This is a genomic window from Providencia sp. M-27 (genome assembly GCF_011077905.1).
GTDB classification, from domain to species: Bacteria; Pseudomonadota; Gammaproteobacteria; order Enterobacterales; family Enterobacteriaceae; genus Providencia; species Providencia huaxiensis.
This window is the reverse complement of record NZ_JAALBT010000005.1, coordinates 235,597-247,980: the sequence shown is the minus strand read 5'-3', so window position 1 is coordinate 247,980 and position 12,384 is coordinate 235,597. Positions and strand designations below refer to the sequence as shown.

At 37.9% G+C, this 12,384-nt stretch carries 13 protein-coding genes; 12 read left to right on the top strand and 1 reads right to left on the bottom strand.

Annotated elements, in window-relative coordinates:
- The 6 genes from G6Q48_RS09875 (at position 1) to G6Q48_RS09850 (ending at position 6,310) form a co-directional block, all read left to right on the top strand.
- Complete coding sequence (locus tag G6Q48_RS09875) at positions 1 to 2,532, top strand: outer membrane usher protein (protein WP_166266140.1); 2,532 nt, start codon at positions 1 to 3, stop codon at positions 2,530 to 2,532.
- A 13-nt stretch (positions 2,533 to 2,545) separates the two neighbouring features.
- On the top strand, positions 2,546 to 3,295 hold the full coding sequence (locus tag G6Q48_RS09870) for a fimbria/pilus periplasmic chaperone (RefSeq protein ID WP_102140596.1): 750 nt from the start codon (positions 2,546 to 2,548) through the stop codon (positions 3,293 to 3,295).
- An 8-nt stretch (positions 3,296 to 3,303) separates the two neighbouring features.
- On the top strand, positions 3,304 to 3,921 hold the full coding sequence (locus G6Q48_RS09865; protein WP_102140597.1) for a fimbrial protein: 618 nt from the start codon (positions 3,304 to 3,306) through the stop codon (positions 3,919 to 3,921).
- 39 nt (positions 3,922 to 3,960) lie between these two features.
- Positions 3,961 to 4,527, top strand: a complete 567-nt coding sequence (locus G6Q48_RS09860) for a fimbrial protein (protein ID WP_102140598.1) — start codon at positions 3,961 to 3,963, stop codon at positions 4,525 to 4,527.
- A gap of 13 nt (positions 4,528 to 4,540) precedes the next feature.
- Positions 4,541 to 5,542: a fimbrial protein gene (locus tag G6Q48_RS09855; RefSeq protein ID WP_229597502.1), complete on the top strand. Its 1,002-nt coding sequence runs from the start codon at positions 4,541 to 4,543 to the stop codon at positions 5,540 to 5,542.
- Positions 5,543 to 5,770: 228 nt separating this feature from the next.
- A complete protein-coding gene (locus G6Q48_RS09850; protein WP_102140600.1) occupies positions 5,771 to 6,310 on the top strand; it encodes a DUF2058 domain-containing protein in 540 nt (179 codons plus the stop codon).
- 31 nt (positions 6,311 to 6,341) lie between these two features.
- Here G6Q48_RS09850 and G6Q48_RS09845 read toward each other — a convergent pair whose 3' ends face one another.
- Complete coding sequence (locus tag G6Q48_RS09845; protein ID WP_166266137.1) at positions 6,342 to 7,031, bottom strand: RluA family pseudouridine synthase; 690 nt, start codon at positions 7,029 to 7,031, stop codon at positions 6,342 to 6,344.
- Between the two features lie 183 nt (positions 7,032 to 7,214).
- On the opposite strand from G6Q48_RS09845, the gene G6Q48_RS09840 reads away from it, so the two are divergent.
- The 6 genes from G6Q48_RS09840 (at position 7,215) to G6Q48_RS09815 (ending at position 12,375) form a co-directional block, all read left to right on the top strand.
- Positions 7,215 to 7,697 carry a cold-shock protein gene (locus G6Q48_RS09840; RefSeq protein WP_102140602.1) on the top strand — a complete coding sequence of 161 codons (483 nt, stop codon included), beginning with the start codon at positions 7,215 to 7,217 and terminating at the stop codon, positions 7,695 to 7,697.
- Positions 7,698 to 7,799: 102 nt separating this feature from the next.
- Positions 7,800 to 8,222, top strand: a complete 423-nt coding sequence (locus G6Q48_RS09835) for a hypothetical protein (RefSeq protein ID WP_116068799.1) — start codon at positions 7,800 to 7,802, stop codon at positions 8,220 to 8,222.
- A 282-nt stretch (positions 8,223 to 8,504) separates the two neighbouring features.
- The gene (locus G6Q48_RS09830) at positions 8,505 to 9,089 is read left to right on the top strand and encodes a FimD/PapC N-terminal domain-containing protein (protein ID WP_166266134.1); all 585 of its coding nucleotides are present in this window, start codon (positions 8,505 to 8,507) and stop codon (positions 9,087 to 9,089) included.
- A gap of 8 nt (positions 9,090 to 9,097) precedes the next feature.
- A complete protein-coding gene (locus tag G6Q48_RS09825; protein WP_166266232.1) occupies positions 9,098 to 9,601 on the top strand; it encodes a fimbria/pilus outer membrane usher protein in 504 nt (167 codons plus the stop codon).
- A 297-nt stretch (positions 9,602 to 9,898) separates the two neighbouring features.
- Positions 9,899 to 10,639: a MurR/RpiR family transcriptional regulator gene (locus G6Q48_RS09820; protein ID WP_102138738.1), complete on the top strand. Its 741-nt coding sequence runs from the start codon at positions 9,899 to 9,901 to the stop codon at positions 10,637 to 10,639.
- Between the two features lie 179 nt (positions 10,640 to 10,818).
- Entirely contained in the window at positions 10,819 to 12,375 is a 1,557-nt protein-coding gene (locus G6Q48_RS09815) for a PTS transporter subunit EIIC (RefSeq protein WP_102138739.1), read from the top strand.
- The last annotated feature ends 9 nt before the right edge of the window (positions 12,376 to 12,384 follow it).

Below are 12,384 nucleotides of genomic sequence, written 5' to 3'. Positions count from 1 at the left end.
ATGTTTTTTATGTTTTTTAAACAACACAAAATAAATATAATAACGACAACGATAATGATTACATTTGGGGCATTATCCGCTCAGTTATATGCTGCCGATACCATACAATTTAATACGGCATTATTTGATTTAGAAGACAAAAAAAACATTGATATTAAACAATTCTCACGGGCAGGCTATATTATGCCTGGCACTTATCCTCTCAAAGTACAAGTAAATAAAGAAACTTTACCTGAGCAACGGTTTTCATTCTATGCGCCAGAAAATGACCCTGAAGATAGCCTCGTTTGTATCACACCAGAGCAAGTCCAGCAGCTAGGATTAACAGCCAGTTCGTTGAAGCAAATTACGTGGTGGCATAATAATGAGTGCCTTGATTTACGCAGCTTACCCGGCTTTCAAGCACGAGGGGATTTATCGGACTCAACGTTGTATCTGAGTATACCTCAAGCCTACCTTGAATATAGAACAGCTAACTGGGATCCGCCTTCTCTGTGGGATGAAGGAATCTCAGGGGCTATTTTAGACTACAATATCAACGCAAGAGCGAATAAGCCTCATGATAACAATAGTAACTATAATGTGACAGCAAATGGTGTCGCAGGTGTGAACCTTGGTGCATGGCGCTTTAGGGGGGATTGGCAGGGGCGTGCTCAACGAGAAACTGGCTCGAATAGTAAAAATGAGCATGACTTTCAATGGAGCCGATTATACGCCTACAAAGCGTTAACTAGTATTAAAGCAAAATTGACCTTGGGTGAGGACTATTTTAACACCGATTTATTCGATAGTTTTCGATTTACAGGTGTTAGCTTACGCTCTGATATCTTAATGTTACCACCTAATTTACGTGGGTATGCACCTGAAATAACAGGTGTTGCGACGACAAATGCGACGGTGATTGTTAGCCAACAAGGGCGAATTATTTATCAAGAACAAGTCGCCGCGGGTCCTTTCCGTATCCAAAATTTAAGTGATGCGACGACGGGAAAACTGGATGTTCGAATTGAAGAGCAGGATGGTTCGGTTCAAGAATATCAGGTTGAAACAGCCAATATCCCTTATTTAACTCGACCAGGTAGTATTCGATATAAATTAGCGATGGGTCGCCCAACGGATATGAGTCATCATGTTAATGGAGATACATTTGCGAGTGGTGAAATGTCCTGGGGTGTCACTAATGGTTGGTCATTACTTTCAGGTTCACTAAATAGCCAAGACTATAATGCATTTAACGTGGGTGTCGGTCGTGACTTATTGGCATTTGGTGCCTTATCTTTCGATATTACGCATTCTATTGCAAATATTCCTAATGATAAAAAACTCACAGGTAATTCTTATCGAATAAACTATTCAAAACGTTTTGATGACTATGATAGCCAAGTTCAGTTCGCAGGTTACCGATTCTCAGAACGCAGTTTTATGACTGTAACCGATTTTTTAACGGCTAAAGATTCTGGTGAGCGTCAAGGTAGTAATAAAGAAATGTATGTGATTTCTTTAAATAAAAACTTTAGAGAATCGAGAATTACAGCGTATTTAAACTACTCGCACCAAACCTATTGGGATAAGCCAGAAAGTAATCGCTACAATTTAATGGTGACAAAAACCTTAGATTGGGGAAGCCTGAAGAATATTAATATTTCGTTATCGGCCTATCGTAATAAATATAACGAAACAAATGATGATGGCCTGTATATCTCAGCTTCAATGCCTTGGGGAAATGGTGCAAATATTGGTTATTCATTACAAGCAACACGGGATGATACCGTTAATCGAGCAACCTATTATGACAAATTGTCAGATAGAACCAATTATCAAGTCAGTGCAGGCTCAACCAACAAAGGTGGAACCGCAAGCACCTATATTACCCATTATGGTGATAATACTAAGTTAACTGCGAATGCTAGCTATATTCATAATAATTACACGTCATTTGGGGTAGGGGCACAAGGTGGATTTACCATGACTTTAAATGGTGCGGATGCTCACCGAGTCTCAAATATTGGCGGAACTCGTTTGCTGATCGACACTGATGGTGTGGCTAAAATTCCCGTATCAGACCGAGGGATCCCTATTGCATCAAATGCATTTGGTAAAGTGGTTGTTCCTGACTTAAATAGCTACTACCGCAGTAAAGTTAAAGTCGATTTAAATGCATTACCGAATAATGCCGAGGTAACGGATTCTATTGTTCAAGCGACATTAACAGAAGGCGCGATTGGCTATCGCAAATTTAATGTATTGTCTGGTGAAAAGATGATGCTTTCAATGCGTATGTCTGACGGTTCTGCACCGCCATTTGGCGCTCAGATCACGAATTTGAAAGGAAAAGAAACGGGAATAGTTACTGATAATGGATATGCCTATGTTAGTGGTATCAATCCAAATGAAGTCATGATTATTCATTGGGGTGGTGAAGCACAATGTGAAATTAATTTTCCTGAAAACTTAGAAACAATTAACCAAGGATTATTCATTCCTTGTAAACCATTATCAAATAAACGTAATGAAGCAGATAATAATCTGTAAATGAGTGATTGCTATGAAAAAATTAACTAATTTATATATCAGTACTATTTTATTAAGCAGTTTAGTTAGCGGAAGTGCGTTCTCGGCAATTGCTTTAGATAGAACCCGAGTTATTTTTAATGGCGATCAAAAAAGCGTTTCAATTACTATCACGAATAAAAATAACCAGCTACCTTATTTGGCCCAAGGGTGGGTTGAAAATATTCAAGGGGTAAAAATTACTTCACCGTTTGCGGTATTACCTCCGGTGCAGAGAGTTGAGCCCGAAAAATCAAGCCAAGTCCGTATTGAGGCACTTCCTGAAATTAACCAGTTACCTCAGGATAGAGAAAGTGTTTATTACTTTAATTTAAGGGAGATCCCGCCAAAAAGTGATAAACCGAATGTTTTGCAATTAGCGTTACAAAGCAAAATTAAATTATTTTATCGCCCTAAAAGTATCATGCTAAGCGAAACTGAAATGTTGAATAATCCTTGGCAAGAAAAAACACAGCTTATTAAACAAGGCGACCAATATATCATTAAAAACCCAACTCCTTTTTATATTACGATTATTGGTGCGGCCGAGCGAAAAAATTCACCCGTAAACCAGAATTTTAAGGCAGTTATGGTTGCACCATTTAGTGAAGAAAAATTAGGGGTTCCAAGCTCTACTGTAGGGGCAAACCCAGTATTGACCTATATAAATGACTATGGTGGCCGTCCAAAACTTCAATTTAAATGTCAAGCAAATACATGTCAGGTTGTTCCTGAAAATAAATAGAGAGGAAAATGATGATTAATCAAAAAAGCTTTTCCTTACTCTTTGGATTATCTCTTATATTTCATTCATCTGTGATATATGCGACATCAAATAATGCCTTTTATAATACAACAGGTAATTGGGATGTTGAAGGTGCAAATGGCAAAATTTTCGTTTATGGCTCATTAACGGAGAGTGCATGCCATTTATCGATGGATTCTGCATTTCAATCCGTTGATTTAGGAAATATTGAAACTGCATCATTAAAAACAATTGGTGCCCAAGGCCACAAGACGCCGATAAACATCGAGTTATTGGATTGTATCGAAACCCCAACGGTTTTGAGAAACAATAAATCAGGTAATGTTACATGGAGTATTTCTCAGCCTGGCATGAAAATTAGGTTTATTACGCCAGTTGTCCCTTTTAGACCGAATATCGCGAGAGTTGAAGGTGTGAATGGGCTTGGATTACAGATAACTAATCCTAAAGGAAAAGAAATTGCTTTTGGTGAGTACAGTGAACCTGAGCTTATTTCTACGGGGCAAAATATTTTAACTTATTATGTAGCTCCCGTAAGAATTGCAGAAAAATTACAGGCTGGAGCTTATCGAAGTGTTATTTCTTTTCAAATAACGTATGAATAATCTTAATAGGTTTTCTGATATAGCATTGAAGGTATTTATATGAATAACTTAAATTTCAATTTTTATAAATTTAAAAAAATAATACTCTCGATGCTATTAAGTTTGTTATTTTTTTCGTTACAGAGTCAGGCAAAAAATGGTCAAATCGGTGAAATTAAGATACGAGGACAGCTTGTCGCTGAAGCTTGTACAGTAAGACCGGGTGATGAAAATATCATTGTGGACTTTGGTACTATTGTTAATAAGTACCTCTATATTAACCAAAAAACGCCACTTGAAAATTTTAATATTCATTTAGATGACTGTGATAATAGTATCTTTAGAACGGTGACCGTTAAGTTTACAGGAAATGAGAATATCAACTTACCTGGCCTTCTTGCATTAGATTCTGGCAGCATGGCTTCAGGTATCGGAATTGAAATCTTAGAGTATAGTGGTAAAAAAATTCCCATTAATAGTACGACACCTGCATACAATCTAGAGAATGGCACGAATATTTTAAGTTTTAATGCGAATGTGCAAGGGGAACCTGATGCAATAAAAAATAAAAGTATTGCATTTGGTCATTTTACTGCAACCGCTATTTTTAGTTTAATTTATGATTAAGGTATCAGCAACAATGAAGATATTAATATTACTTCTCGCAACCTTATTATTTTCCCCAACTATTTTTGCGTTCCAATGTAAAACTAATGGAGGACAAGAAGTTGGTGGGGGAACACAAAGTATTTATGATGTTCCTCTCGATAATGATATTTTTGCTGTACCTAATCGTATAAATGAATTCGCGGATGTGAGTGATTTTATGACCTGCCGTAATGAAGCACCTAGTGCTTACGTTGATTATTTAAATGTGACGGGTGCTGACCTTGGTCCTACATTTAAGAATAACCCAGAATTAAAAGCGGGTGTGGTCGTACGTGGCGCTTACTATTTAGCACCATTTAGTGGTAAAGAAATTCAAGTATTTCGTTTAACCACAGCAAGTGAACCTTTACAAATTAAATTATATTTACAGGTAAATGTTAAACCAACGCCATCAGTTTTGGTAAGAAAAGGCGATTTGCTGATGACGTTAGATCTCCATAAATATGCGACATTTGTAAATAGCAATCAGCATATTGACCATGCTTATTTTAAATGGAATTTCTATGCAGGTAATGACGTGGTTGTTGGAACGGGTACGTGTGATATCAATGATAACCAAATCATCATTGTTGATTTTGAAACAGTAAATGCATCGGGTATTTCAACGGTGGGAAGTGCAAGTCGTTTTCAACGTAACGCAGAAATCACTTATAGTTGTGAAGATAATAATCTGACAGCGCCAATAAAGATGATTATTAGTGGAGAAACTTCGACTTTTTCATCTGATGCTTTACTTGTTAGAACTGGAGATATTGGTAGTCAAGGTCCTATTATGCCGGGATTAGGTGTTGAGATTTATCATCAAGGGCAAAGAGTTTCCCCTATGAATGGGCATTTCGATTCAAAAATAGAAAATGGGCATGGTAGAGATACACTAATGTTCACGCTAGTTAAAAAACCTAATTTATCTCCAAATGAATTGATAGAAGGCCAGTTTAGTTCAGCAGCTACCATTATTATGTCCACTCCGTAGCTATTGAAGTAGAGAGGTTTTTATGTGGATGAAAGCCTCTATTTTTTCGCATAAGCACATTTTAGATTAGACAAAATAAGTTAAACACGCCGAATTTTAAATTATCATCGTTAGCATATTTTCTTAAATAACATCACATAATTTCTCCATCAATGAAGCTCAAAGCCTATCCGGCCTCAATTGCTACAGGTATAATCACATAATTATCCGATAGATTTAGAGGCGAAGATGGCAAAACTCACCTTACAAGAGCAAATGCTAAAAGCAGGATTAGTCACCAGTAAGAAAATGGCGAAAGTGCAAAGAACGGCTAAAAAATCACGCGTTCAAGCGCGTGAAGCAAGGGAAGCCGTAGAAGAGAATAAAAAAGCACAGCTTGAGCGTGATAAGCAATTGAGTGAGCAGCATAAACAAATGGTGCAATCCAAAGAGTTCAAAGCGCAAGTCAAACAACTTATTGAAATGAATAAAGTTGATATTTCAAAGGGAGATATTAGTTTTAATTTCACCGATAACAACGTTATCAAGCAAGTTGTTGTAGACAAGATAACACAAACGCAACTGATCAGTGGGCGTCTGGCTATTGCTCGTTTAGCGATTGATAACAGTGATATTAACGAGTATGTGATTATCCCAGCAAGCGTCGCGGATAAAATAACGCAAAGAGATGCAGATAGCATCGTACTCAACAATGCGCTCAGCCAAGAAGAACAGGATGAAGATGACCCGTATGCGGACTTTAAGATCCCTGACGACCTGATGTGGTAATACTCGTCAAATTTAAGCCGTAGCTTTGGCGTTAAAACGGGCTCGCACAGTGAGTATTAACTCTTTCTTGGCTAATGGGATGAACAAAATGCAGTTCGCTGGCATGTAACATGAGCCGAGATGCATGCTCTGGTATTTGGCCTCCATATAAGTCACAGCCTAATATAGGGTGGCCTAATTGTTGGCAATGAATACGAAGCTGATGCGTTCGACCTGTTTCTGGAATTAATTGGACTCGGGTTACTGGAAGCAATGTGCCATTATCTAATGGGTGATATAGGCGCTCAATTACTTGATAGTGAGAGCGGGCAGGTTTGCCATTAATTTCACAAAGAGACATGCGGGGAAACTGTGCAGGGTCTTTTGCTATTGCCGCATCAATGATACCTTTATCATCAGTTAAGTGGCCACAAAGTAGCGCTTGATATATTTTTGTTACGGTACGTTGGCTAAATTGCTGGCTCAGTGCGGCATTAATTGCTTTATTGCGAGCAACTACCATCAACCCTGATGTACCAAAATCGAGACGATGAACAAGAGTACATTCTGGGAATATTTGTACTAATCGGTGATGGACGGAGTCTAGGTTTTGTGGGTTTTTTCCAGAAAGGCTGAGTAGGCCGCTTGGCTTATTAATAAGAACCAGATACTCATCTTGATAGATAATTTCTATCTCATCGTGACAAGGCGGAGCAATAAAGGTGTCGATGATTTCAGTCATTAGCCTTTCCAACAAAAAATGGTTGTTGATAATAACCAATTTTTATTAGGCAGGCGAATGCTTGCCGCTTGCATCGGATAAATTTATCACTCAGACTAAAAGCAAAGCCGTAGTCTGCGCACGCATTGTGCTCTATACTGCGCGTTGTAAAAACTGAGTCAATAAAAGATTAATTAGGCGGTAATGGCAATGAATGGAACGATCACAACATGGTTCGAAGATAAAGGTTTTGGATTTATCAAAGATGAGAATGGCGATAACCGTTATTTTCATGTGGTTAAGGTTGCCAACCCAGATTTGATTAAAAAAAATGCCGCAGTCACTTTTGAACCGACGACAAATAATAAAGGGTTATCTGCTTTTGCGGTCAAAGTCATACCTGAAAGTAAGTACATTTATATTGCAGGTGAACGGATTAAGATTACATCAATCAAATCCTATCGTGTTTATTCGGTAGAAGTACCTGCGGATACGCATATTGATAAAGAAAATACCGTGTTATCAATTGGTGCATTAATGAATAGTATTAAACCAAAATCAGATAAACCTAACCAAATGCGTTCATTGAAAAAATTAGAAATTAGCACGTTACATGGAGCATCGTTGACATTTTCGGAAGATGAAATTGATATCGATGAGGCTGTGAAACAACTTAAATTTAAGTGATTTCTTGTAAGGTAAACAGCGTCACCTTTGGGCGCTGTTTGCTTGTCTATTTTTGATCCCATCTTTCATTTCTTTTTTTAGCATTTCTCGATACCAACGAGGATGATATTTTTAGCTAAAACGTGTGAAATTGATGTTCCTAATGAAATTATATTGGGTAATGCATCGGGTGTGACAACAGTCAGTGAAATTAAGAATGATATAGTCTCAAAAAGTTTTCCTATTGGCTTAAGAAACTGTACCAGCACGGATCAAACAACCGCTGTCGTTTATTTAGCATCTGGAAATACCTTAACAGGCAGTAATAATTTCTTTAATGATGACCCTAACGGAGTGATTGGTGTCCAATTATTAGATGGGACTCGAGTTATTAGTATCAATCAAACACCATTAGCCAAACCAGATGCATCTTCAATTATTTGGGATAATATAAAAAGCACGAATGAAAAAAAATGGTCAATGCTCAATTGCGTTGCGCCAAAACAGATTGTGAACCCGATAAAGGTGATTTTTCAGCAACCTTAACGATTGGCTATTACGCCGATTAATAATGATTATAAAGCGATAACAAATAAAAAGTTAAATAATTCACTTTGTTCAAAAATAACCTATATAGATAAATAATTATATCGTTTTTTGATGTTTGATTATCTTAAATGAGCCAAATTATTTTAATAGAAATGACAACGTTAAAATAATATTAACTCCTCTTCAACTACTAACATTGGGCTACTGCGTTAATAAAATATATTCCGGTTGAAAAATAACTCACAACAATAAATAACAAAAGGTGATGCAGTGAAAGGGATGAAATTAAATATAATTGCATTAGAGATTTTTCTTTGCTGCTATGCAATGGCACCCTCTTTCTCGCATGCCGAATCATATTTTGACCCTGGCTTATTAATGCATGGGAGCGGGATTGATGTTTCTCTACTCGATTTAAATGACTTCGCCAGTAGCAACACCTTAACCCCCGGCGAATACGATGTCATGGTCAATGTCAATTTGATCCCTTCTGGGGAATTCAATATTGCATTTGATAAACAGCCCGATGGCCAAATTATCCCTGTATTTACCGTAGGTGAGCTAAAAAAACTGGGGGTGAATACCTCTGCATTACCTAAATTAAGAGATCTTGGCGAAGAGGCTAAGATCGAAAAACTGTCTGACTATATTGCCGATGCAACTACCACGTTCGATGCCCAAACATTGACTGTGAATTTATCCGTGCCACAAATTGCCATTGTGCCTAATTTCGCGGGTTATGTGCCACCAGAATTGCGTGATGACGGCGTGACCGCATTAGTGATGGACTACGTCTTTAACTACAGTAATAACCGTCAGTTAGCTCAACATCACCAACAATCCAGTACCAGTGAGCTAACTTAAACGCGGGGATCAACGTCGGTGCATGGCGCCTGAGAACCAGCTACCTGTACAACTACAGTAAAAGTAGCGGAAACTCAAGCAACAGTGATTCCAACTTCACCAATACTTATGTTTATCGTACCATTAACGCGATTAAATCCACCTTGCGTGCCGGTGAGATTTCAACGGGGGGCAATATTTTTGACTCCATTCCCATGAAAGGGGCAACGCTAAAATCCAACCCTCAACTCGACCCCAGCAGTATGCAAGGGTTTGCCCCTGTGGTGGAAGGGTTTGCTAACACCAATGCCACTGTCACCGTGCGCCAAAACGGCAGCGTGGTTTACCAAACGTTCGTAGCACCGGGCCGTTTTATTATTCGTGATATCCCTGCCAGCGGGTTGGCGGGGGACATGGAAGTGACGGTGGAAGAAGAAGATGGCAAACAAACGGTCTTTACCCAAGCCTATTCCTCACTGCCGATGATGGAGCGCCAAGGCTCGTACAATTACGAGGTTTCTACAGGGCGCTAGGGGATGACTCGGTTCCGTTTCGGCCCTTCATAAAACGGTCACAACGACCATTTTGAAACAATCAAAGCAGGCAGCTATCGCGGCAATATACAAGCGCTCACTCACTTAAAGTGGATGAGCGCAGATCTCATCGAAGTCACCTTTCGTGATAAGTATCTTTAGCATTTCACAAAATTTCTTCTTAAACTCAGCGCAGAATAATAATTTGACGTATAATCAACCAATTGAATGGCTGTATTAACTTTATTATCATAAAAAATAATCGTTTATAGGCTGGGTAAGTTCATTGGAGGGGATATGTTAGATTTTTTAAAAAACTACGACAATTTAACTATTAGTGAAAAAAAAGTCTTAAAATACCTGACCGATAATATTGCGGATATCCCCTACTTAAATATTAATGAACTCGTTGCTAAAACTTTCGTGTCTAAAACAGTTATCATTAACTTATCTCAAAAACTAGGCTTTAGTGGCTTTAAAGAGCTTAAGTTTCAGATTAATAATTATATTTTAACGAAAAATAAAACCGAAAAAACACTTCCCTCATCATATAAGAAACAGCTCGAAAAAAACATTAATAAAAGTTTTACATTAATTAATGAAGCGCAAATTAATGATTGCGCTAAAATATTGCATAAATCGAGAAATATTTTTATTGTGGCAAGAGGAACGAGTAAAGCGGTTGGTTATTACCTTGAGCATTTGTTATTTGCATTAGGCCTGCATTGCTTTTTCATTAATGACTATAACTTATCTGATTCCTTCACACGGCTAGTTAGCAAAGATGATACTGTCATTTTTATCTCACTGTCTGGCGGTACTAAAAAAATCATTGAAACAGCAAAAATTGTGCAATTAAAAGGGGCAAATATCATTAGTATGACTGCGTTTAATACTAATGAATTAACCAGTTATACAGATAATACTCTGTTTTGTTTTGCTGATAATTTTGATACCAAACGGGATGATACAAAATCCAGAATCGGATTTTTTATATTAGTTGATTTACTTATCAATGAATTAGAAAATCTACTTTAAATTATTGTTTTATTATTTGATCTATTTTTATTGTTAGATTCATTCATGCGCTATAAGAAATGACTTAGGTCATAATTTCTGACCTAAGATAATTTTTAAAACCGCGACATCATTTCTTTTATAAAACCCCCAAGCTAGTATGCCCTTAATTCTAATAATAGAAGTCATAAGGAAATAGTATGGCCAGAAGAAAGTTTGGTGAATCAATTCAACGCTTTGGGAGAACATTACTCCTTCCTATCGGTGTATTAGCACCGATAGGTATGATATTGGGTATCAGTGGTGCGTTAGTGCAAACTTATATGATTGCACGTTTTCCTTTTCTCGGTAATGAAACGGTTAACGCATTACTTGTCAGCATTCGTTCAATTGCAGGTGTAATTTTCGATAATATTCCCTTGCTGTTTGCAATGGGGGTGGCCTATGGTATGAGTCATCGAGATAAGGGGATTGCCGTCTTCGCGTCGGTTGTCGGCTATTTATCGCTGATCATCACCATGAACATTTGGTTAGTGCTTACTGGTAAGCTTGCAGACCCTGCAATGATGGGCCAAGTGGGGCAAATTAAAGTTCTTGGTATACAAACCTTAAACATCAGTGCCGCAGGGGGAATTATTACCGGTTTGATTGCGGCCTGGGCGACGGATAAGTTTTATAACCTTGAACTACCTACCGCATTTGCTTTCTTTTCCGGGAAAAAATCCGTTTCTATTATAATGATAGGATTAATGATTGGGGTGGGGGCGTTATTACCATTTATTTGGGAAGTATTGGTCCAAGGTTTAATGAAACTCTCTTCAGTATTTTTAAGTCCTGTAGGGCCATTTTTTACCGCAGGTGGTGAACGTTTATTTATTCCATTTGGTTTACACCATGTATGGAACGTTTTATTTAGATTTACTGAAGCGGGTGGTACTTATGTTATTGACGGACAAACCTTTGTTGGTGTTGTTCCTGCATTAACTGAGGTGCTATTTAACCAAGGCCCGGATAGTGAATATTGGGCGATGATGCCAAGTTTGACTCGCTTTATGGCACAGCAACAAATGTTAGTCACACTATTCCTATTCCCTGCAATTGCCCTTGCTATTTATAAAACATCGAAGAAAGAAAACCGCGCAGAAGTGAAATCCATGCTGGTTACCATGGTATTAACAGCCATGCTTGGTAACGTCACGGAGCCACTCGAGTTTACCTTCGTATTTATTGCGCCATTACTGTACTTAATTTACGCCATTATTGTTGGTATCGGTGCGGTATTACTTTCTTTAGCTGAGGTCGGTATTGGTTATATTCGTGGAACCGTATTTGATTTCACTATTTTTGGTTTACTGTACGAAAATACTAACTGGATCTTCTTGGTTATTATCGGTAGCTGTTTAGCTGTCGTCACTTACTTTATTTTCTACTGGGCCATTATTAAGTTTGATATAAAAACACCAGGTCGCGAAGAATCGAGCAATCTGAAAAATACCTTAATTAAAGAAAAACGTTATGGTGAAATCGCAGAAATTTTAGTCCAAGCGTTAGGCGGCAAACAAAACATTCGTAACGTAGATAACTGTATTACCCGTATGCGTATTGATGTCGGAGAAGTGAACCAAATTGATAAAGATTTAATGTTGGAATCAGGATGTACCGCATTCTTCTTTCCATCGGCAAACCACGTCCATGTTGTATATGGACCGAAGGTTGAGTTCGTTCGCAATGCTGTTGATGAAGCTATGAAGAAATAAAGAAGGGAT